Source organism: Paenibacillus sp. J22P51 (genome assembly GCF_059692215.1).
In genome coordinates this window covers 18477-42245 of the sequence record NZ_JCAUAZ010000011.1, presented here as the reverse complement: position 1 = coordinate 42245, position 23769 = coordinate 18477, and the positions used below count along the sequence as shown (strand labels likewise).

At 45.4% G+C, this 23769-nt stretch carries 18 protein-coding genes, 1 riboswitch and 1 other annotated feature; of the genes, 15 read left to right on the top strand and 3 right to left on the bottom strand.

What is annotated here, in order from left to right; all coding sequences use genetic code 11:
* Positions 1-60: 60 nt before the first annotated feature.
* Complete coding sequence (locus tag AC58QC_RS21400; RefSeq protein WP_497417105.1) at positions 61-1074, top strand: HRDC domain-containing protein; 1014 nt, start codon at positions 61-63, stop codon at positions 1072-1074.
* 65 nt (positions 1075-1139) lie between these two features.
* Positions 1140-1401 (top strand) — a binding site (T-box leader).
* A 57-nt stretch (positions 1402-1458) separates the two neighbouring features.
* On the top strand, positions 1459-2718 hold the full coding sequence (gene tyrS, locus AC58QC_RS21395; RefSeq protein WP_497417104.1) for a tyrosine--tRNA ligase: 1260 nt from the start codon (positions 1459-1461) through the stop codon (positions 2716-2718).
* 77 nt (positions 2719-2795) lie between these two features.
* On the opposite strand, the gene corA is transcribed toward tyrS, so the two are convergent.
* Positions 2796-3734 (bottom strand): magnesium/cobalt transporter CorA, encoded by a 939-nt coding sequence (gene corA, locus AC58QC_RS21390; protein ID WP_497417103.1) that lies wholly within the window; start codon positions 3732-3734, stop codon positions 2796-2798.
* A 303-nt stretch (positions 3735-4037) separates the two neighbouring features.
* Positions 4038-4265 carry a hypothetical protein gene (locus AC58QC_RS21385; RefSeq protein ID WP_497417102.1) on the bottom strand — a complete coding sequence of 76 codons (228 nt, stop codon included), beginning with the start codon at positions 4263-4265 and terminating at the stop codon, positions 4038-4040.
* Between the two features lie 244 nt (positions 4266-4509).
* Positions 4510-4638: riboswitch (SAM riboswitch) on the top strand.
* 113 nt (positions 4639-4751) lie between these two features.
* On the opposite strand from AC58QC_RS21385, the gene metA reads away from it, so the two are divergent.
* The 10 genes from metA (at position 4752) to AC58QC_RS21335 (ending at position 19293) form a co-directional block, all read left to right on the top strand.
* Positions 4752-5696, top strand: coding sequence for a homoserine O-acetyltransferase MetA (gene metA / locus AC58QC_RS21380; RefSeq protein ID WP_497417101.1), 945 nt, complete (start codon positions 4752-4754; stop codon positions 5694-5696).
* Between the two features lie 36 nt (positions 5697-5732).
* Complete coding sequence (locus AC58QC_RS21375; protein WP_497417237.1) at positions 5733-6902, top strand: aminotransferase class I/II-fold pyridoxal phosphate-dependent enzyme; 1170 nt, start codon at positions 5733-5735, stop codon at positions 6900-6902.
* Complete coding sequence (locus tag AC58QC_RS21370) at positions 6899-8077, top strand: trans-sulfuration enzyme family protein (RefSeq protein WP_497417100.1); 1179 nt, start codon at positions 6899-6901, stop codon at positions 8075-8077. The genes AC58QC_RS21375 and AC58QC_RS21370 overlap by 4 nt, the downstream gene beginning before the upstream one ends.
* 136 nt (positions 8078-8213) lie before the next feature.
* Positions 8214-9350 carry a cyclic dehypoxanthinyl futalosine synthase gene (gene mqnC, locus AC58QC_RS21365; protein WP_497417099.1) on the top strand — a complete coding sequence of 379 codons (1137 nt, stop codon included), beginning with the start codon at positions 8214-8216 and terminating at the stop codon, positions 9348-9350.
* A gap of 294 nt (positions 9351-9644) precedes the next feature.
* Positions 9645-12533: a glycosyl hydrolase family 18 protein gene (locus AC58QC_RS21360; protein ID WP_497417098.1), complete on the top strand. Its 2889-nt coding sequence runs from the start codon at positions 9645-9647 to the stop codon at positions 12531-12533.
* Between the two features lie 345 nt (positions 12534-12878).
* On the top strand, positions 12879-13826 hold the full coding sequence (locus AC58QC_RS21355) for a putative sporulation protein YtxC (RefSeq protein WP_497417097.1): 948 nt from the start codon (positions 12879-12881) through the stop codon (positions 13824-13826).
* 384 nt (positions 13827-14210) lie between these two features.
* Positions 14211-16145 carry a threonine--tRNA ligase gene (gene thrS / locus AC58QC_RS21350; protein WP_497417096.1) on the top strand — a complete coding sequence of 645 codons (1935 nt, stop codon included), beginning with the start codon at positions 14211-14213 and terminating at the stop codon, positions 16143-16145.
* 195 nt (positions 16146-16340) lie between these two features.
* The gene (locus AC58QC_RS21345; RefSeq protein WP_497417095.1) at positions 16341-16991 is read left to right on the top strand and encodes a 3D domain-containing protein; all 651 of its coding nucleotides are present in this window, start codon (positions 16341-16343) and stop codon (positions 16989-16991) included.
* A gap of 319 nt (positions 16992-17310) precedes the next feature.
* Positions 17311-18834 (top strand): methyl-accepting chemotaxis protein, encoded by a 1524-nt coding sequence (locus AC58QC_RS21340; RefSeq protein ID WP_497417094.1) that lies wholly within the window; start codon positions 17311-17313, stop codon positions 18832-18834.
* A gap of 78 nt (positions 18835-18912) precedes the next feature.
* Entirely contained in the window at positions 18913-19293 is a 381-nt protein-coding gene (locus AC58QC_RS21335; RefSeq protein ID WP_497417093.1) for a hypothetical protein, read from the top strand.
* A gap of 47 nt (positions 19294-19340) precedes the next feature.
* On the opposite strand, the gene AC58QC_RS21330 is transcribed toward AC58QC_RS21335, so the two are convergent.
* Entirely contained in the window at positions 19341-20627 is a 1287-nt protein-coding gene (locus AC58QC_RS21330; RefSeq protein WP_497417092.1) for an ammonium transporter, read from the bottom strand.
* A gap of 272 nt (positions 20628-20899) precedes the next feature.
* On the opposite strand from AC58QC_RS21330, the gene liaF reads away from it, so the two are divergent.
* The 3 genes from liaF to AC58QC_RS21315 are packed head-to-tail and all read left to right on the top strand — an operon-like array spanning position 20900 to position 23730.
* Entirely contained in the window at positions 20900-22033 is a 1134-nt protein-coding gene (gene liaF, locus AC58QC_RS21325) for a cell wall-active antibiotics response protein LiaF (RefSeq protein WP_497417091.1), read from the top strand.
* Between the two features lie 9 nt (positions 22034-22042).
* Positions 22043-23083, top strand: coding sequence for a HAMP domain-containing sensor histidine kinase (locus AC58QC_RS21320; RefSeq protein ID WP_497417090.1), 1041 nt, complete (start codon positions 22043-22045; stop codon positions 23081-23083).
* Positions 23080-23730 carry a response regulator transcription factor gene (locus AC58QC_RS21315; protein WP_497417089.1) on the top strand — a complete coding sequence of 217 codons (651 nt, stop codon included), beginning with the start codon at positions 23080-23082 and terminating at the stop codon, positions 23728-23730. The genes AC58QC_RS21320 and AC58QC_RS21315 overlap by 4 nt, the downstream gene beginning before the upstream one ends.
* Positions 23731-23769: the final 39 nt, after the last annotated feature.

Below are 23769 nucleotides of genomic sequence, written 5' to 3'. Positions count from 1 at the left end.
AGAGGTGCTTTTTCGTTTTTCTGAAATAAAATTCGTGATATGTCTGGAGGAATTGAAGGGATGAATATTGTATTTCTGAACACGTTGGAGAAAAATTCGGGGGACCAGCAAGTGCTCTCTGCACAAGTTTCCATTGCTGAAGAACAAGGGATTTGGAGTGTTCATTGGAGTGAACCTGACTTGGTTGGCAAGTTTGGGCAGGATGAATGGTACCAGGGCATCAGTTGGGATGAGATGCTGTATGCGTTCCGCCAAGGCTTGCGTGAGAAGGTGCGGATCGGCTTCCGACCATTGGTGCACACGGAATTAGATCTTACGCAAGGCTTAACGGGTAAAGCGAAAATGACACAAATGCTAACTTACTACTGTGAGGAAAATCCGAATGAAGAGGTGTACGAGTCCCTACGCACATGGCGCCGCGAGCAGGCTGCTCGTGAGAAAAAGGCTCCCTATATCCTCGCAACGAACCGTGTTCTGCGGATGATTTCTGTCTTCTTGCCTCAGACGAAGGAAGAGCTTCAACAAATCCCTGGCTTTGGCGAGCAGAAGACTGCGATGTACGCGGAGCAATTGCTTGGAATGATCGGTGATTGCACACGCACGAACGGTTTTCCTTTGGATTGGGTTGCCAACTACGTCGATATGATGAAATTCGAGGGTTGGCTCCTCGCTCAGAAGGAGCAGAAGCTGCGAATTGAGCTTGATCGTGAAGTCAGTAAGCGTAAGCTGCTTGAAATCGTTGCTGGTGGCGGCAGCTTGGCGGACCTGCAAGCGAATCTGACGATGCCGCGGAGAGAATTGCTGCTGTGGGTGGAGGACTTGGATCGTGAAGGCTACGATATGGATCCTCTCGTGGAAGCAGAACTTGCTTCGATCCCTGAGGAAGAGCAGATCAAGGCATGGAATGCGTACGAATCGGAAGGTGACCGCTACTTAAAGCCTGTCCTTAAGAGCCTCACAGTGACCGAGGAGCTGAAAGGAAAGGAGCTGGACAGAGCGTATGAATGGCTGCGCCTGCTTAGGTTGCGTTTTCGCCGGGAGAAGGAAAGAAATACGATCCAAGCAGCTAGTTAATGCGTATTGACAAAGGTTGAACGGATATGATTAAATGTTCAATAATCTAATAACTGTCAATGCGATGACGAACATGGGCGAAGCCCAGAGTAGGAGAAATGCCGCTGCTGCAGAGAGTCGGTGGAAGGTGCAAACCGATGCAAGCATATTTTCCGAATTACAGTTCCGAGTTGGTGGAGGGAACGTGCTCATTCGGGCATCAGTAGCTTACACCCGGCAAATAATTTTGTCGTTAATTTTCTAAGTGAAAGAGAAGATCATGTCTTCAGGCATGCAACCAATCTCTTTAATTAGGGTGGTACCGCGAGACAATCTCTCGTCCCTTTGTGGACGTAGAGGTTGTCTCTTTTTGTTTTCTTTTAAACATTTGAACGGAGGGATTGTATGTTTGTCTGGGAGAAGCTAACGGTAGAACAACAGCAGCAAGTAGAACATCAATTGCGTAGTCTCAAACGCGGAGCAGCGGAAATCGTACCTGAAGAAGCGCTTAAACAGAAGATTATGAAGGCCGTTGTGACAGGAACACCTCTTAAAGTAAAGCTTGGCTTAGACCCATCTGCACCCGATATCCACATCGGTCATACCGTCGTACTGCAGAAGCTTCGTCAATTCCAAGATTTGGGCCATGAGGTTCAGCTCATTATTGGTGACTTCACAGGCCGCATCGGCGATCCGACAGGGAAATCCGAGACGCGCAAACAGCTTTCGGAAGAGGATGTAAAGCGTAACGCGCAAACCTATCAGACTCAGTTAGCCAAAGTGTTGGATCTGAACAAGACATCGTTCTACTACAATTCCACATGGCTAGGTGAGCTCCGCTTTGATGATGTCTTAAGACTTGCAGGTAAAGTGACTGTCGCGCGCATGCTCGAAAGAGATGACTTTGCCAAGCGGTATGCGGCGAATCAGCCAATTCATGTGCACGAGTTTTTTTACCCGCTTATGCAGGGCTACGACTCCGTTTCCTTAGAAAGCGACATTGAGCTGGGTGGAACCGATCAGACATTTAATATCCTAATGGGGCGCACACTCCAAGGCGCATATGAGATCAAAGAGGGTCAAGTGGCGATCCTGATGCCGTTGCTTGAGGGTCTGGATGGCGTTCAGAAGATGAGCAAAAGCTTGCGCAACTACATCGGGATCGATGAGCAACCGAACGACATTTTTGGCAAAACGATGTCCATTCCAGATTCGCTTATGCTCAAATATTTCGAGCTAACGACAGCGCTGTCGAATGCGGAAATCGAGGAGCTGCGTCAAGGGCTCGAAGCGGGTACGATCCATCCTAGAGACGCCAAGCTGAGGCTGGCCAAATTGTACGTGGAGATGTACCACGGTGTCCAAGCGGCCGAGGACGCGGAGCAGCATTTTATTACTGTTTTTCAAAAGCGTGCGTTACCGGATGAGATTGAGGAAGTTAGCTTGAGCCACAATCTCTTGGATGAAGGACGGATCTCGATCATCAAGCTGTTGGTCAGTTTATCACTGCAAACGTCAAATGGAGAAGCAAGGCGGAGTGTGGAGCAAGGGGCAGTGAAAATCAACGAACAGAAACTGACCGATATTCATGCGCAAATCACGCCGATGGATGGCGATATCCTTCAAGTGGGCAAACGGAAATTTGTCAAAATTAATCTAACGTAACCAGACGCACAAAAGGGTGACTTCTCAGCAACGTTCTGCTTGGAGTCACCCTTTATCTATATACCATTCTGATCTGTTCACAGCCATTCTTTCTTACGGAATAGCACATACATGGCAATACCGAGTACGCCCATAAAGGCTAGCACAATTTCATCCCCATGATCAGTTAAATGCAGGCCTAGAATATTATCGAAATTCATCCCGAATACACCGGTAATGAAGGTCAAGGGCATGAAGATCGTCGTCAAAGCGGTAAACACACGCATGATATCATTCGCACGGTTAGCAAGACTGGATTGATAAGCTTCTCGTAAGTTCCCCATGAGATCGCGGAGCGTATCGAACGTATCTACAATTTTGACGGCATTCTCATAAATGTCGCCGAAATATTTCTGCAGCTGATGGTCGATCAGTCTCAGTTCTTTCTTACCAAGCGTTCCGATGACGTCACGTTGTGGCACAAGCACCTTTTTCAGCCATAAAATTTCAGAACGTAGACCAATAATTTCATTCAAATGCGACTTCTTCGTCGCCATGAGAATATCTTCTTCCAGCTTCTCGATCTTAGCTTCAATTCGGTCACCGACTGCCACATAGTTATCGACAACAAGATCGACCAAATGATATAAGAAACGATCGGCGCTATTCACTTCTTCTTCCCAAAGGAAGGGCTTTAAAGCGCGGAGCTCATTAATTTTTTGTCGTGTTACGGTAATAATGACATGCTTGCTTAGAAATAGATTAAGTGCGCGTAGAAAAATTTCTTCATCATCGAAACGAATGCTATTAATGACAATAAAATAATGAGAATCATAGAATTCAATCTTAGGACGCTGTTCTTCCTCACTTAGACAATCTTCTACGGCCAAATCATGCAAATGGAACAGAGGCTGAAGTAATTGCAGATCCTCGATTCCCGCATCAATCCAATAGAAGCCTTGGCTTGGAGGTGTAAGCGCAGCAGTGACATCATCAACTAACGTGAAAATACCATTTTGAACCAACCGTGTTTTCATCTGCCCACCCCTTTGAATGGAATCAGCCGGTTAGTTCATCTAGAAGAGCAAGGCTCTGGCTGATGGAATAACCGACTTCATTCCTACACTTTGAAATTGTTTGTTCGCTTTGCAGGTACTACTCCTCGGTTCTCCGTCCAAGCGTATGCCCTCCTTTTCCGTCCGTGTCGAATACTTGTCTAGTATACTCGTTCATATATCACGTTTCAAGCCAAAAAGTTTGATGAAATAAGGGAAATTCTCGTTTAGATAGGGTATGGCAGCAAGGCTAGGTCTGTGCCAAAAAAAATAAACCGCCAAAACTTACTTGGCGGCGCTTAATATCTTATTTTTGATGTTCGTATACATCTGAATTAACTCAGGGGTACCGCGCTGCATTAGATCGGCTTCACTTTCAGCTCCATAGATGTGAGGAAGCTGAGCGGCAGCCATTTCTGCTTGCTCTAGCGTGGGTTTTACGTTTTCAGTAAGTGCGAAATATCGATGCAGGGAGGCGAATACTGAGAAATTATCCGATGTTTGAGTTGACATAGTGGCCCTCATTTCTTCAAAAAATTTCTTCTGCGTATCGGAACTTAACTGCGTAAGCTTGTCCTACTTGTTTAACCAGAAGTATCCTTGCGTAAACAGATCTACCCGATACAAATTGTATCACAAAAATAGATGGATGGCTACGTTTACAAATTTCTTACGATCTCTGACCAAGGTACAAGCCCAAGTATCTTGACTTTCGTTTAATTTATAGTATGATAATGCTAATCGCATACGTTACGTTTTCTTATCAAGAGTAGGTGGAGGGACTAGCCCTATGACACCCGGCAACCGACAAACCTTTGCAAGCAAAGGGGAGCACGGTGCTAATTCTTGCGGAAACGCTGTTTACAGCGAATCTGGGAGATAAGAGAAGGACATTGACTTTGACTTTCCATGGCCTTTCTCTGATTCCAGAGAAGGTCATTTTTGTTTTTCATACATGTTTTTACCTAACCTACTACTTTCAGAAGAGGAGTGAACAGGATGCCGATCAAGATTCCTGACAACCTGCCTGCCAAAGAAATTTTAAACCAAGAGAACATCTTCACCATGGATGAATCTGTCGCGTATCATCAGGATATTCGTCCACTTCGCATTGCCTTGCTTAACTTAATGCCGACCAAAGAAACCACAGAGACACAGCTGTTGCGATTGATCGGGAACACGCCACTGCAAGTGGAGTTCGTGCTGCTGCATCCCAAAACCCACACTTCCAAAAATACGTCGCACGAACATTTAGATATGTTTTACAAAACCTTTGATGATATCAAAGATGATAAGTTGGATGGTATGATTATTACCGGAGCGCCAGTTGAACAAATGGAGTTCGAAGACGTGAATTACTGGGAGGAGCTGACGCAAATCCTCGAATGGAGCAAGCGCAATGTCACTTCAACTTTGCACATTTGCTGGGCTGCTCAAGCAGGCTTATACCATCATTTCGGCGTACGGAAATATGGTCTGGAGAAGAAAACGTTCGGTGTATTCCCTCATACGGTGAGTGTTCCGAACACGAAGCTGCTGCGCGGTTTCGACGAAGTGTTCAATGTCCCTCAATCACGCCATACGGATATTATCCGTGAAGATATTGAGCGATGTCCGGATTTGGAAATTTTGTCTGAATCCGATGAATCAGGGGTCTATATCGTCGCAACGCGCGATGGGAAGCATATTTTCGTAACTGGACATTCGGAATATGATGCTTGCTCTTTGAAATGGGAGTATGACCGCGATGCGGCCAAAGGGCTGCCAATCGATATCCCGAACAATTATTACCCGAATAACGATCCAAGTAGACAGCCATACAACACTTGGAGAGCACATGCGAATTTGCTGTTCTCGAACTGGCTGAACTATTATGTATATCAAGAAACACCTTTTGAGTTGACGGTAAACATTAATGAAAGCTTGGCAAGCTCGCAATTGTAAAAAAATGTACCCACATCCTGAGGAGGAATTCCCTTGTTGAAAATCGAAAGTCGTCTCGCTCAAATTGGCTCTATTGAAGAACCTGTTACAGGTGCTATTAGCTTTCCAGTTTATCAAGCAACTGCGTTTCGCCATCCTAAACTGGGGCAAAGCACAGGATTTGATTATGCCCGTACGAAGAGTCCAACACGTAAAGTGCTTGAAGACGCTATTGCCCAGCTCGAATCTGGAGATGCAGGCTTTGCATGCTCTTCAGGTATGGCGGCATTGCAAACGATTTTCGCATATTTCAGCCAAGGTGATCATTTGATTGTTTCCTTGGATTTATATGGCGGTACGTACCGTCTATTAGAAAGAATCATGTCCCGTTTCGGTGTAACCGCTACGTACGTGGATACGAATAACTTGGATGCACTTGAAGGCGCCTATCAATCGAATACGAAGGGTCTCGTGATTGAAACGCCAACGAATCCACTAATGATGATTACAGATCTTGAGCTTGTATGTACATGGGCCCGTAAAAAGGGCATCGTATCCATTGTCGATAACACCTTGCTTACACCGTATCTGCAACGACCGATTGAACTTGGCGCCGATATCGTCATCCACAGTGCGACGAAATATTTGGGCGGACATAATGATGTGCTAGCGGGTCTGATCGTTACAAAAGGGAAAGAGCTTTCTGAGCAAATGGCTATCCTTCACAACTCCATTGGTGCCGTACTTGGACCGCAGGATAGCTGGCTTCTCATGAGAGGGATGAAAACCCTTGCGCTACGCATGGAGCGTCACGAACAGAACGCAACAGCAATCGCGAACTTCTTGCTAGAGCACTCGCTCATTTCAGACGTTTACTACCCAGCGCTGGAGTCTCATCCGGGCCATGAGATTCAAAACAAACAATCCAGTGGAAACACAGGGATTTTCTCCTTCAAGGTCAAGGACGCGAGATTGGTTGAACCGATTCTTCGTCATATCAAGCTCATTGCCTTCGCTGAAAGCTTAGGCGGGGTTGAATCCTTGATGACGTACCCTGCGGTACAAACACACGCGGACATCCCGCTTGAAATTAGACAGCAAATTGGTGTTGATGACCGCCTGCTTCGCTTCTCCGTTGGGATTGAGCATATCGATGATCTGATCGCTGATTTGTCGAATGCGCTGGAGTCCGCGCAAGCCGAGTTGGAAGGAGCTCCACAATCATGAGCCATTCATCATCAGACAAAGAGAAACGCAAAGCACATGGCAAATTTGCCACAAGACTGATTCATTTCGGTGCTGAAATTGATGAAGCGACAGGGGCATCGAGCGTGCCTTTGTACCAGGCTTCTACCTTTCATCAGGCTGATTTGGAAGCGAACCAAGAGTACGACTACACGCGATCTGGTAACCCGACGCGTCAGGCGTTGGAAGATTACATTGCCTTACTAGAAGGCGGTACGCGCGGATTTGCGTTCGCCTCTGGGATGGCGGCAATCTCATCAGCATTGATGCTGTTGTCGCAGGGGGATCACGTAATCTGTACGGAAGACGTGTACGGCGGTACATATCGATTGCTTACAACGATTATGAATCGCATGGGCGTAGAATCCACATTCGTAGATATGACCGATATTGCTCAGGTGAGAGCAGCCCTTCGTTCGAATACAAGAGCCGTCTTCATCGAGACGCCTTCAAATCCTACACTTCGCATTACGGACATCGGTGAGATTGCCGCTTTTGCGAAGGAGCATGATTTGCTCACGATGCTGGATAATACTTTTATGACGCCATATCATCAACGTCCAATCGAACTTGGCATTGACATCGTGCTGCACAGCGCGACGAAATTCCTTGGCGGGCATAGTGATGTCCTTGCCGGGCTAGCGGTTGTTGCGAACGACAGCCTTGGCCGTCGGATGAAGCAAATTCAAAATGGCATGGGGAACGTGCTCGGTATTCAAGATTCGTGGCTGCTCATTCGCGGCATGAAGACGTTGCAGGCACGGATGGAAATGTCTGAGAAGGGCGCTCGTAGATTAGCACAATGGCTGACAGAGCAGCCAGATATTGACGTAGTCTACTATCCAGGGCTGCCTAATCACCCAGGAAGAGAAATTCACGAGAAGCAATCCCTAGGCTATGGAGCTGTTGTCTCATTTGATGTTGGCTCTGGTGAGAAAGCGAAGAAATTGCTGAGCAAAGTAAAGATTCCTCTTGTAGCTGTGAGCTTGGGTGCTGTAGAGAGTATCTTGTCGTATCCGGCCAAGATGTCACACGCCGCGATGCCGAAGGAAGTTCGCCTTCTACGCGGTATCACGGACGGTCTCGTTAGATACTCAGTAGGTCTTGAAGATATTGAAGATATCATTGAAGATTTGGAACAAGCCTTGCGAGGTTAAGAGCCTCAGTATTCAGAAATTATCCATATTTACAAGGGAATAACATTTGGAAAAAGCAGCGATTTGCTGCTTTTTTGGCATGAGTATGGTACGATTAATGGATACGAGCCTTCAGAAAGTAAAGGAGTGAGTTGCAATGAAACCGATTGATCGCATTTTAAATAAAGCACAAGCTGGCGGACGAATTGATGTAGAAGAATGTATTACACTGTTCGAATCCGATCAAATAGAGAAAATTGGCGATACCGCCAATCAGATTATGAAGAAGTGGCACCCGGATCCAATTACGACCTTCGTCATTGGGCGCAATATCAACTACACGAATATCTGTGATGTATATTGCAGATTCTGTGCGTTCTACCGTCCACCGGGATCAGCGGAAGGCTATGTGCTGCCGGATGAAACGATCTTCCAGAAGATTCAAGAGACCTTGGATGTTGATGGTACCGAGATTCTGATGCAAGGTGGTACGAACCCGAATCTACCATTCAGTTACTATACGAATATTTTGCGAGAGATTAAGAAGCGCTTCAATATCACGATGCATTCTTTTTCACCAGCTGAAATTATGAAAATGAAAGACGTTTCCGGCGGCTTATCACTAGAGGAAATCGTTCGTCAATTGCACGAAGCGGGACTTGATTCTTTGCCAGGCGGCGGGGCGGAAATTCTTGATGATCGTACGCGTCGCAAGATCTCCAAGCTGAAAGGCTCATGGCGCGATTGGATGGATGTCATGCAGACGGCGCACAAGCTAGGCATGCACACCACCGGAACGATGGTTATCGGCTTTGGCGAATCCATGGAAGAGCGTGCTCTGCACATGCTGCGTATCCGTGATGCGCAAGACGATGTACTGCTGCAGAAGCTGAACACACCAGGCTTCCTGGCATTCATTCCGTGGACGTTCCAACCGGACAATACGAATATGAAGGCGGAGAAAGTGACGCCTGAAGAATACTTGAAAACGTTGGCGATCAGCCGCATTATGCTGGACAACGTGCCGAACTTCCAATCCTCCTGGGTCACGATGGGACCTGAGGTTGGCAAACAGACGCTTAGCTATGGCTGTAACGACTTCGGCAGCACGATGATTGAAGAGAATGTCGTATCCGCGGCGGGAACAACGCATAAAGTCAATGTATCCTCGACACTGGACATCATCCGTCAAGCAGGCAAAATCCCTGCGCAGCGGAACACGAAGTACCAGATTCTGCGTGTATTTGATGATGTGAATGCGAAGATTGATCGTGATTTTGTGATGCAGAACTAAAAATGAATTTTTGAAGGAGCAGCTGAGGCTGCTTCTTTTTTTTGTGGTGATTTGCATGTTCATGCACGGATAATGCGCAAAGTGGTATATTCCTTTCGTTAAAATGCAGGAATTACGCAAATTTATCCCTCAAATAGAGGAATTGTTCCTATCAAAATTATCCAATGGGCAATAAAATCAAAGTAGGAGCAAATTTTAGAATGCGCTTACATTCGTGAAGATGCTTCGGTTCACTCACAGACTGAATAAGGAGGAAGAGTAAAACGCATTTAACCATTTGGGAGGGAAATTAGAATGAAAATGACAAAGAAGGTTACCAACATCGTTCTATTGCTGACGCTTATGTTTACCTTATTGCCAAGTGTATTATTTGCAGCAGCGACAGGAACACCTGGAACCCCGAACTTGAATCAGAACAAATGGGACAACAGTCCAAACTACACGATTGGTTTCGATATGTGGTGGGGAAATAATGGTTCATCTTGGAAGCTATACGAGAACGGTACTGTCATTTACACGGCTGCATTGACTGATAATTCTCCGAATGCGCAATCATCTTCATTTTCTTTTACGAATAAGCCATCGGGTACATATGTTTACAAGGTCGATCTGATCAACTCTTTCGGAACGACAACATCCAGTAATCTAACTTATACGGTAATAAACGGCGGTGGCGGTGACACGCAAGCTCCTTCCATCCCTGCTAATTTGACTTCCACGGGAAAAACGGCCACATCCGTCGCACTATCTTGGAGTGCATCTACAGACAATGTAGGTGTTAGCGGTTATGAGATTTATAGTGGCAGTACATTGCTTACAACGGTAACTGGTACATCCCATAATGTTACAGGACTTACTGCCAACACGGCCTATACCTTTACATTAAAAGCGAAAGACGCTGCTGGTAACAAATCTGCAGATAGCAATGCTGTAGCGGTTACAACAAGCCAAGCTCCTTCCGACACACAAGCCCCAACAACTCCAACGAATCTGACTTCTACAGGGAAGACGTCTTCTTCCGCCGCATTATCTTGGAGTGCTGCTACTGACAATGTAGGCGTAACCGGCTACGAGGTGTACAACGGAAGCGCACTGGTTTCAACTGTAACAGGCACCTCCCATAACGTAACAGGCCTTTCCGCGAGTACGATATACGCTTTTACTGTAAAAGCAGTAGATGCAGCGGGTAATAAATCGGCAGCAAGTAATGCAGTGTCTGTAACAACTGACGCTCAATCGTCTGTAGCACCTTGGGCTCCGAACACAGCCTATGCCGTTAATGCGCGCGTTTCATACAGCGGATCTATTTATAAATGTCTTCAAGCGCATACATCTTTAGTAGGCTGGGAGCCATCCAATACACCTACTTTGTGGCAAGTTGACACATCTGGACCCGACACAACAGCACCATCTGTTCCAACTGGTTTGTCCGCTTCGAGCATCACCACGAATGCTTTGAAATTGACATGGGCTGCCTCCACAGACAATATCGGAGTAGCGGGCTATGATGTGTATCAAGGCACTACATTAATTGGTTCCGTAACAGCAACAACTTTTAACGTTACAGGTCTAACAGCGTCTACTTCTTACACATTTACGGTAAAAGCCAAAGACGCAGCTAATAACGTATCTGCAGCAAGTAATGCAGCCAATGCAACAACACTTGCTCCTGACACACAAGCGCCAACTGTTCCAACCAATTTGACGGCTGCAGGCACAACAGCAACGTCCACAACGTTGTCATGGACCGCTTCTACGGACAATGTTGGTGTGACTGGTTACAATGTGTATGCAAATGGGACTTTAAAAGGTTCAGCAACTGGAAATTTGATGAATGTTACGGGTCTAACACCAAATACAACATATAGCTTTACAGTAATGGCCAAAGATGCAGTAGGTAATCTATCTGCCGCAAGCAGCGCCATATCAATTACGACAACAAATGAGACTACGACTAGCTATAAAAAAGTGTTTTACTTCGCATCATGGGGCGTTTACAGCGGTAGAAACTTCAAGGTAAAAGATATTGATGCTTCTAAGATAACGCATATCAACTATGCTTTCGCAGATATTTGCTGGAATGGTATTCACGGTAATCCCGGTTCAGATAGTCCCAATATGCAAACTTGGAGCTGCCAAGATGAGACTGGAGCCATAAACGCTCCAAACGGTACCATCGTGCAAGGCGACCCTTGGGCTGATACAGGCATTTCCTACCCGGGTGATACGTGGGATACCCCAATTAAAGGGAGCTTTGGCGAATTAATAAGACTGAAAGCTGCAAATCCGCATGTGAAAACAATTATTTCCGTCGGTGGCTGGACGTGGTCCAACCGCTTCTCGGATGTCGCGGCAGATCCATCAACAAGAGCAACCTTTGCTAACTCTGCTGTTAACTTCTTGCGCAAATACAGCTTTGACGGTGTAGATCTTGATTGGGAGTATCCAGTAGGTGGAGGTCTAGTTAGTAACAGCTACCGTCCTAGCGACAAGCAAAATTACTCTCTTCTTCTGCAAGAAATTCGCACCAAGCTGGATGCAGCTGAAATTGCTGACGGCAAAGAGTACACATTGACGATTGCAGCGGGTGCATCGCCAGCATTTCAAAACAACACGGAGCTTGATAAAATCGCGCAATACTGCGATTGGATCAACATCATGACATATGACTTCCACGGTGGTTGGGACGCTAAGTCAGGACAAAACGCACCATTGTACTTCGATCCAGCTGACAACGGTGTTGACCCGCAAGGCTTTAACGTTGCGAATTCGATTCAGGGCTTTATTAGTCATGGCGTACCAAATAACAAAATTGTCATGGGACTTCCATTCTATGGACGCGGCTGGGACGGCTGCGCCAATGTGAATAATGGGCTATATCAACCTTGTGCAAAAGCCTCCACAAAAGGAACCGTTGAAGCTGGCTCTTTTGACTTCTGGGATCTGGAAGCCAACTATATCAACAAAAATGGATATACACGTTATTGGAATGATGTAACCAAAACACCATGGTTGTTTAATCCAGCCACAGGAACATTCATCACCTATGATGATGTTCAGTCATTCCAATACAAAACAGACTTTATCAAGTCCATGGGGCTTGGTGGCGGTATGTTCTGGGAATTCTCGGGCGATAAGAACAAAACACTTTTAAATGCTTTTTCCAATGCCTTATCGCAATGAGCGTAATTTTAATCTAATCTTCAGGTAACTATTGGTCAATAAGAGTAGAATGAGGGAACACCACAAATTTGAGATTAAAGATCGGAGTGATTGTTGTGAAACTGCTTAAAAGTTTTGTGCAAGGATTCCTTTATGCTTTTGTCTCCATCGGTGCTCTCCCCTTCTTACTCGTGAAGGCTCTTTTAGAGCTATAACACCCTTGTTACTTACATGAGGAGCAGCTAAATGCTGCTCCTTTTTTGCATGCACAACTCTTCCGCAAATGGCAAATTGTTCGTTGTATATCTCCCTGCTATCGACCATATACTCTTAAGAGGAGGATGCATAGATGGAAGGAGTGAGCACATGGAACTGTTTGCAATTGCCCTAATCGATGTCGAGGAATCCTATGTACGTTCGCTGAGCGCACAGGTGAAGCAAGCGCTGCAGCATTTACATATCGTAGAAAATGGTTTAACGTCTACTTACACTTGGAGTGAATCACGTGCTTTTATTTATGTGGAAGCGGAAGCGGGGAGTGTACACCACGATCCGCAGGTTCATGAAGCTCAGGTGAGAGCCTGCTTAGCAGAAGTGTTGGCGAGCCACATTGTGGCGGACAAGGAATCCAGCATCTTGCGTAACCTGATCACGAAGGATTTTAAATACGAGAAGCAGACAGACATAGAAGCCATTGAAGGCTACTGTAAGCAATCCTTGGTCCAAGAGAGTGGGCTGGAAGGTTTGCCGCTGATGAACGGCAGCCCAAGCCGGCTTCGTCGTATTCAGATGCTGAAGGAACAAATAATGGCATTGCTTGAAGAGAATGCGCAGTTCAGCTTAAATGGCTTCCTTAAATTCCGAATTCAGGAATATAGGGAGGAACTGCGGGAAATTGTCGAGTATGCAATTGACGAGTTTATGATGGACCGTCAGTATCAGGAATTTATTTCGCTTCTGCAATATTTCGTCTATATTCAAGAGGCCAAAATACCCGCAGCACATCTTATTCACAAAGGCGGACATGAGTTTGTCATTTTGAATGACAGAATGGAACCGATTGATGCGAATGAATTTGATGCAAGCTTTCGAATGGAAATGCTGGAGAAGGATATCAATTTCGAGGATATGATCGTGAGTACACTTATTACGGTCTCGCCAGCCAATATCTACATTCATACACGGGATCCTGAATTGACGATCATCAAAACGATAAGGCAGATCTTCGAGGACCGCACATCCGTGTGCAGCTATTGTCGTACATGCGATCTCTATCTGGGGGATGCCAAAAAGCAGGATCAACTATCCCCTTGACCTTGCACCCCTCGGCATTTATAATAGTGATCGAAGGCGTTAGTATCAAAGACAAGAACTTTCTGTATGAACTGCTCAGAGAGAGGAGACCAGGCTGCAATCTCCTTCAGCGAATCGGATTGTTTACCCCTTTGTAGCCGTATTGTGGAATTCGTCCTGACTTGCAGGTGCGATACTATACAGTACCGGAATCATTCCCGTTAACGAATGCTGATGAGGATTCGACTTACCTAATATAGGGATCTTTTAGCGGAGCTAAAAGTCTCTCAGCTTCAGGTATGAGCGAATCGAACTAGGGTGGAACCACGAGCTGAGCGCACTCGTCCCTTTATGGGATGTAGTGTGCTTTTTTGCGTTCAATTAACTTATTAGGAGGCTTGGAAAATGGTTGTACAAGTGAAATTACCAGATGGCGCAGTGAGAGAGTATGCAGTAGGGACGACCATTGAGCAAGTGGCGGAGTCCATTTCATCCGGTCTGAAGAAAAATGCAGTTGGTGGCAAAGTAAACGGGAAATCCGTTGATTTATCTTTTGCTTTGGACAATGATGCTGATGTTGAAATCTTAACGCTGGATAGCGAAGCAGGTCTAGAAATGTACCGTCATAGCACAGCGCATTTGATGGCGCAAGCGATCAAACGCATTTATGGCAACAAAGCGGTTAAGCTAGGAATCGGTCCTGTGATTGAGGACGGCTTCTACTACGATATCGATTTGGAAACTCCGCTAAACCCTGAAGATTTGGTCAAAATCGAGAAGGAAATGGAGCGCATTTCAGGTGAAAATCTGGCGATTACGCGCCGCGTTGTTTCCCGTGATGAAGCGATTCGTATTTTCACAGAGATGGAAGATCCGTTTAAGCTTGAACTGATCCGTGATCTGCCTGAGGATTCTGTTCTCACGATTTATGATCAAGGTGAATTCTTTGACTTGTGCCGCGGACCGCATTTGCCTTCAACTGGCCGTATCAAAGCTTTCAAATTGTTGAGTGTTGCTGGTGCTTACTGGCGCGGCGACGCAAAAAACAAAATGCTGCAGCGCATTTACGGAACTGCTTTCCCGAAAAAAGCACAGCTGGATGAGCATTTGCACCTGTTGGAAGAAGCGAAGAAACGCGATCACCGCAAATTAGGCCGCGAGCTTAAAATGTTCGCATTCTCACGCGAAGTTGGACAAGGCTTACCGCTTTGGCTGCCGAACGGTGCGAAATTAAGACGCACAATGGAGCGTTACATCGTGGATTTGGAAGAGCGTCTAGGCTATCAACACGTGTATACACCTGTACTTGCTAATGTTGAGCTGTACAAAACTTCTGGACATTGGGAGCACTACCAGGAAGATATGTTCCCAAAAATGATCATGGACAATGAGGAACTTGTTCTTCGTCCTATGAACTGTCCGCATCATATGATGGTGTACAAGAGTGACATGCGCAGCTACCGTGATCTGCCTGTTCGTATTGCTGAGTTAGGCACGATGCACCGTTATGAAATGTCTGGCGCCTTGACTGGTTTACACCGTGTGCGCGCGATGACATTAAATGATGCTCACATTTTCTGTCGTTTGGATCAAATTAAAGAAGAGTTCTCCCGCGTTGTTACTTTGATTCGTCAAGTGTACGCAGATTTCGGAATCACAGACTACCGTTTCCGTCTTTCTTACCGTGATCCGAAGGACACGGAGAAATACTTCCAAGACGATCAAATGTGGGAAACTTCCCAACGGATGCTGCGTGAAGTCGTTGAAGAATTAGGCTTGCCATTCTATGAAGCAGAAGGCGAAGCGGCGTTCTACGGTCCTAAGCTTGATGTTCAAATCAAGACTGCACTCAAGAAGGAAGAAACACTTTCAACTGCGCAAATCGATTTCTTGCTGCCTGAACGCTTCCAGCTTGAATACACAGGGGAAGACGGTCAGAAGCACCGCCCAGTCGTCATTCATAGAGGGATTATCTCCACAATGGAGCGTATGACGGCCTTCTTGCTTGAGAATTTCGCTGGCGCATTGCCAACATGGTTAATGCCAACACAAGCTAAAGTTATTCCAGTATCACCTGCGTTTGAAGAGTTCTCCAATCAGGTGACAGACAGACTAAGAGCAGCTGGCATTCGTGTAGAAGCGGATAATCGCAATGAAAAGCTAGGTTACAAAATCAGAGAAGCACAGCTGGAGAAAATTCCTTTCATGCTCGTCGTTGGCGAGAACGAAGTGAAGAACGACAGCTTGTCCATTCGTAAGCGGGGTCAAGGGGATCTTGGTACCCAGCCGATTGATCAAGTGATAAGCATGATTAACGAAGAGATCAGCAAAAAGCTTTAACTCTCACATAAAGAGGTTGTCCCATAAGTAGATTCTTCTACTTTTATAGGACAGCCTTTTTTTGCGTTCAAAATTATGGTTATGCCGATGCATAAGTAGCACAAAGGAGGACATGTTATACAGTGAGTCTGTATGTGGAGGTTTATTGATGAAAGGAAATGGACAGCCTACTTTAGTAGGGGGAGGCTTAACACAATGAGAATAACCAATGCGCAGGTGCAATCCAAATGGATATTAGCATGGATGGTGCTCACTGTTTTGGTCGTGTTTTTCGGAGAAGAGGCTAGCAATCAAGGTAACAATAGGGCGGCAAACACCGATACCCATATACGAGGTCAGCGGGACAAACAGCCAGGAACAGTGATTCCGGCTGCATGGCCTGTTGCGCAAGAACATCAACAGCAAGTTAGTTACCGCTTTGTTCCGAATTTAGATGCCGATTTATCCAAATACACGGCAGTCGAAGTGACAGCGACCGGGTATTTTGCAGGTAAGGAATCTACAGGGAAGAATCCGGACCATCCGACCTATGGGATCACGTATTCAGGGATTAAAGTCAAGCGTGATGATAAAGCTTTATCAACGATCGCAGCAGATACGAAGGTGTTCCCGTTAGGTACAGTGTTGTTCATACCCGGTTACGGCTACGGGGTTGTAGCAGATACAGGAAGTGCGATTAAAGGTAAGAAAATCGATCTGTATTTTGACACCAAGGATCAGGTTTATAAAGAGTGGGGTAAAAAAACTGTCAAAGTGTTTGTTGTGAAAAAAGGAAATGGCAAAGTGACGGATGTGATTTGGAAGCAGCTAAAGGATGAAATACTGGCTCCAGCCAAAGCGTTGTAATGTTCAATTTTGTCTAAAAAGAAATTCATAAAAAATCCTATTTGGGAAATCATACTCTTACAGGAGGTGATTGACATGGCAAAGAACAAGAACAACAAGAAAGCAGCGCAAGACGCGGAATTTGCTACAGAAGTAGCGGTACCTAACAAGCAGCAACAAAACAACACACAAAACCAAAATAAATAAAAACATAGCGAATATGAGAAGACGGAGATCCGAGAGGGTCTCCGTTTTTTATTTCTTTTCAACCCCTTCTATATCCGATATAATGTAACAAAAACTAACATTTTGTTCCTTTTGGGAGGAGTTCCGGTTGTTGATGTCGACGGATTCAAAGCAGAGAGCCTGGTTCTATGTTCTTGTACTTATTGGTATGGGTGTAAATGTATTCGCGTTATTTGCTGCTTCAAGATGGGTTACGGTAGTTAGTGTCGCAGTTTTACTCGTTATGGGTTTAAGTGCATTACTGAGTTCAAGAGCATCCGTTAAAGTACGAGAGCAAGGAATACTTGATCAAGAAGACCAATTCCGTACATTTATTCAAGAATCACAAGTTGTCGCAGATCGACTAGCAGCGGCGGTTGAAGAGGTCAATCGTTCCATCGGTCATCTTCTCCAGATTGCTGATGCTTCCATTCAAGGGGAAGAAGAGTTGAAGGGGCGAAGTCAGCATGCTGCAGGACAGCTCCAAGAAGCTTTTGCTGCGATTCAACAGGTGGCTGCTGCTGCTGATCAGATATTGGATTCGTCGTTACATATGCATCGGGAAAGTGAACAAACCAAAGATACAGTAGTTGATGTATGTCGCTCCTTGAATGCGACAGATGAGGTTATGAATGATTTGCACGTTAACAACGATACCATGCAGAAGAAAATTCAAGATTTAACCGAGCATACCTCGAAAATTGAAGAAATCAATACGTTTATTACCGAAGTCGTTGCTCAAACGTCCTTGCTTGCCTTAAACGCATCGATTGAAGCGGCTCGAGCTGGTGAACATGGAAGAGGCTTTTCCGTCGTTGCGCAGGAAATTAAGAAACTAGCAGCGCAAAGTCATGAAGCCGTACAGAAATCGTCTGAGCTCCTAGCTGATATTGAGAGCGGCGTATCGCAGGTTGTCGCCGCAGTTGCTGAAGAGAAAGCTTCTGTCACGCACGGTATTGATGAGATGAAGGTGATGAAAGGGAAGATCGATACGATTTTCTCATTGATCCTTCACGTGAACAGCCTAGTCGCAAGTACCACGAGTTCAACGAAGCATCAATCTTCCCTGGTTACAGGGACAAGAACTTCTCTAGGAGAAGTTGTGGATCTGATGAATGAGACCATGTCCAGTGTTGAGCATACGCTGGATCAAATGAAAAAGCAGCGAAATGAAGTTTCGCGACTTCAGCATATTAATCAAAATTTAGATCGCTCTTCGGCAGAGCTCATCGAGGCTATTCAAGCGGTAGGCATGAAGAGTAAGCGTGGAACGATCCATGTAAATATTGAAGAAATGAAGCAACTGTTGAATGCGCTTGTTCGAGTACCTGACATCAAATCTTTGTTGGAGGATAAGCATGCCTCGCATTTAAACGGAATTTTGAAGAAAACAGCAGGAATTGAAGCGATTTGGTCAAATCGTGGGGATGGAACTTTTATCTTCTCGCAGCCGGAAGCGGGCTTGGTCAATGCCAAAGGAAGAGAGTGGTGGAAGCGTGCAATGGCAGGTGAACTCTTCATTTCGGAAGAGTACGTGTCAGCTATTACGAAAAAACCATGTATCACGTTGTCAAAATCGGTAATAGATGACATGGGAAAGCCAATTGGTGTCGTTGGAATCGACCTTGTGTTAAAATAATGGTTCTCAAACCGCTCTTTTTAGTGTAAAATAAGATTACTGTTATAAATCTTGACACGGAGAGATAGGTGATAGATCATGCTACAAGCATTACGATCGGATGGAAAGCCCTTAAAAACACCTAGGAAAGCTGCAGAGGTACTTCCCTTCTTGGAAGCTTTTATTACACGCAAGGAGCAGCAGGCTCGGGAAATTGAGCAGGTTGTTGAGCGATATGAGGTCAAGAGAATGAAGGAAGAACGGGCTTATCAAACAATGTCATCATTTCGGCGCATGTTCTCTGGTAAGAAGCCTGATCATCATCTTGCTGTTGAGTACATCCATTATGTGAAGAAACCTATGGAGCAAGTAAGAAAGCTTCGTGCCGAAATTGAGCAAGCTAGACAAATCATGAATGATTCTAAGCCTGGTGACGATATTACGTTCCCAGAAGCATTCGAAGATATATTTTCAAACTAACAAAGAAGAGGACACTGCGGTTGCAGTGTCCTCTTCTTTGTATCTGTTTATTTATTCTTTAATTGTTGTAAGTCCAAGAAGCCTGCTTCCTGACTGTAGGCAGGAACCCCATGAGAGCCGACGTCGAGTCCGACTAATTCTTCATCGCGGCTTACACGTAAAGGAACGATTAGCTTAATCAGCTTTAAGAATACCCAAGTGATGAAGAAGCCCCACGCACAGACGGTCACTAGACCTAATGCTTGAACACCTAGAAGATGAAAGCCTCCGCCATAGAATAAACCAGCAGTTCCTTCGCGGATTGCGTCTGGCTTCGCACATAAGCCAACAGCGAGCGTCCCGATGCTTCCGCTTATACCGTGTACAGGGAAGGCACCTACAGGATCATCAATCTGTTTGGCTTCCAATATTTCCGTTGCGTAAACCACGGCGATCCCGCAGATCGCACCAATGCAGATTGCTGCAGCGTCACTGACGAAGGCACAGCCTGCGGTAATTCCGACGAGACCAGCAAGCGCACCGTTGATAACCATGGGTGGATCCGCTTTGCGATAGCGCATCATGGTGAACAGAATGCAGGCAGCACAGCCAGCTGCGGCGGATAGCATCGTGGTAACCGCGATATGTCCGATGGAAGTATTCGTAGCGCTTAACGTACTCCCGGAATTAAAACCAAACCATCCAAACCACAGGATAAATGCGCCTACTGAGGCAAGTGGTAGATTTGATGGGGGAACGATGTTAGCTGTTCCATCGGCAGAAAACTTGCCAATCCGTGGACCAATGATCATCGCTGCGGCAAGTGCTGAGAAACCGCCAAGTCCGTGGATAACGGCTGATCCAGCGAAGTCAACCATGCCAAGCTTGCCAAGCCATCCGTTAACGCCCCATACCCAGTGACCAGCAATGGGATAGATTAAACCTGTCATGGCGATCGTATAAAGAATATAAGCGCGAAAATTGATGCGTTCTGCTACAGCTCCGGATACAATTGAGATAACGGCGATAACAAAGGCGCACTGGAATAACCAATAGGTATCATGTGTGATGGTTAAGGCGATGTGTGATAAATCTCCTCCCATGAAAAACCCGGTTGTACCAATGATACCTCCAACGTCCTTGCCGTACATCAGTGCAAATCCAAAAAAGTAAAAAATAAGCGCGCCAAATGAGATATCTACAAATACTTTCATGATAATACTTACGGCATTCTTTTGTCTGACAAACCCTGCTTCTAGTAAGGCGAATCCGCCTTCCATTAATAAAATCATGGCAGCAGTCAAAACAACCCAAATTGTGTCTAAGCCAGATGTAAGCTGTTGGATTTGATCCATCCCTGTAATCTCCCCTTATAATACTTGCATTCTCAGCACCAATTATACGGTTCTGATGATAAGCATGTCAACGGAATACGTAAGAATACATAACATGAACATCAAATTGTTCGTCTTATACGACGGTCATGTGAGGTTTGGAGGTGGAGGACTTTGAAATATCGGTCTGAAGACCGAGGACGCCTTCAATCCAACGTCTCTTTTCATTCTATCTCGTATCTTATAAACTAGAGTTATCTTAACAACGCTTCTCACAAATGGAGGAAGAACGTATGAATCCGCATATGTTTCAAAGAATGATCTGGGGGCTTGTCCTCGTATCCGCGGGCACTCTCTTTTTACTAAATCAATTGGGAATCATCCAAGTGGATGTCGCCTATATGTTTTCTACGTATTGGCCTGTCATTCTCATTTTTTATGGACTCATTGGTTTCGTTTCGCAACGTAAGTATCATTGGGGTGGATCCATCGGAAGCTTGATGATGTGCGGTGTCGGAACTATTTTTCTATTGAAAAATTTAAATCTTACCGATCTATCGCTTGGCGAAATGTTTAAATTTCTGGTACCAGTAGCTTTAATATTTTTTGGATTACATGTGATATTTAAACCAAGCAGAAAAGAATCACCTGATTGGCCTTCAATAAAGAAAGCAAAAGAAGAAGAAAGAAGAGCTCGGCGAGAAGCGAATCGATTGCGGCATGAACAACATAAGAAGCAATGGGAATCTGTGAATTGGGAACCGACAAGTAAATCCAAAGAATATACGGATCACTCGCCAACGAACAATGTGAAATATGGACTAACCGACGAAGAGAAGGAAGTACTAAAGGATATTCACGGTGTATATCCAGCGGAAGATCAGCTTGATGAATGGAAGGTATCGGACGAACTTGCCGATAAGGAAAAGGCAGGCAAAGAGCCTACAGCACGTGCTAATCGGACTAGTCAGCCGAAGACAAGTAACATGGATCACGATCACCACCACAACAAGTATGATGGTTTTGTTCGGAATTACGATTCGGGTAATGTTTTACACCGTCATGGTTTTATCGGGGATGTGCATTTGGGTCAAGAGGCTTGGGAATTAAAGCCGGTACAAATCTCTCATTTTATTGGTGACTCTGTTATCGATCTAACGCGTGCCTCAATTCCTCGTGGTGAAACAACGATTCATGTTACGGCTTTCATTGGCGATGTGAAGATTTTCATCCCGAATGACATGGACGTTGAGGTCCGAGTCATGGCAAGCTCTTTTATTGGCGATATGAAGGTACTTGATCGTTTTGAAAGTGGTTTTTTACGCAACATTCGAACGCAAACCTCTCACTATGAAGAAGCTGAACATAAAATCGTCGTAACGACAAGCATGTTTATCGGTGATATCACGATTAAAAAGATAGGTTAAGGATGGAGCATGTACAAATTGCGAATGTTCAATATGAAGTGGCAGCTGCTGAATTACTTTCTGATTTCCAGTGTATTGACGGTTTCAGGTATTTATATCGTCATTGAATATTACGAGGAAGCGCTTGGTTCTTGGGAGTTCAGGATGTGGTTTGTTCTAGCCATTCTAGTGGTGTGCTTGACTGTGGGTTACATTGCAACCCGAAGGTGGCAGCGCAAGGTAGATGAATTGCATGTGGCAATGCTGGAATTGTCGAAAGGGAATTTCTCAGTTCGTATCGAGATGGAGCCAGTGGAGCCCTTCCTGTATTTGTATGATGCTTTCAATAGCATGGCCACATCGATCGAAGAACGTGTGCAGTTAACGCAAAAGTTAGGGGAAGCAGAAGCTATTCGGGATCAGGAGCTGACCGAAAATGCCGTGATGGAGGAAAGGCGCCGACTTGCGAGAGATCTCCATGATACCGTGAGTCAGGAGCTTTTCGCTATCCATATGTCGGCTTCCTCGCTTCCGAAAATATTGGAAAGAAACCCAGCGGCTGCGCCTGCGTTGATGAATCAGCTCATCGAGATGTCCCATCATGCCCAGAAGCAGATGCGAGGTCTCATTTCACAGCTAAGACCGATCGAACTAAAAGATATGAGCTTACAAGAAGCCCTGGAGAAATGGTTTCCGGAATATTGCCGGACCCATGAACTTCAGGGTCAACTTGATGTTTCACTGCCCGAGATCATCTCGGAGGCGATTGAACATCAGTTTTTTCTCATTATTCAAGAAGGACTTGCGAATGTCATCAAGCATGCCTCGGCCAAACAAGTTCGATTGGCGATTTACGAAAGAGAGCATCAATATGTGCTGCAATTGCAGGATGATGGTCAAGGTTTTGAACGAAGTGATATTCCTTCTGCTTCCCATGGCCTGTCAACGATGAGAGAACGTGCGCAAAAGCTAGGCGGCGAAGTGGAGATTGATAGCAAATTAGGCTCTGGAACTCGCGTACGCGTACGTATTCCGCGATTTTCTGGGCATTCAGGGGGAAAACAAGAATGAATCCGAACATTAAAGTCATGATTGTTGATGATCACGATATGGTGCGAGTGGGTTTGCGTACTTACATTTCGTTGGAGCCAGGGTTAGAAGTGGTGGGTGAGGCGTCGAATGGTCGAGATGCCTTTGATCAGCTAAATGAAGGACGCCTAGCGTCATTACCTGATGTTATTCTGATGGATTTGACGATGCCCGTGTTGGATGGAATTGGTGCAACGAAGCTGATTTGTGACAAGTTTCCACAGGTGAAAGTGATTATGCTGACTTCGTTTCTGGAAGAAGCCAAAGTTCTGGAGGCGGTTGAATCGGGAGCCATCAGTTATATGTTGAAAACAGTTTCATCCGATCAACTGATTCACGCTATTCAGAGCGCTTACCGCGGGATGCCTGTCATGAATGCAGAAGTGTCGCAAGCATTAACTAGAGGAATTCGACAGCGAAGTGAATTGCCTGAACAAGAGGGGTTAACTGCCCGGGAGCGGGAGGTTCTTTTGTTAATTGCCGAAGGGAAAAGCAACAAGGATATTTCTGAGGAACTCTTTATTAGTATCAAAACGGTGAAAACACACGTGAGCAACCTGTTGATGAAGTGTGAGCTTGATGATCGGACCCAATTAGCCATATTCGCTCATCGCAAAGGATGGGTTTAACAGAACGAACAATTAGAGGGACTTTTACACATAAAAACG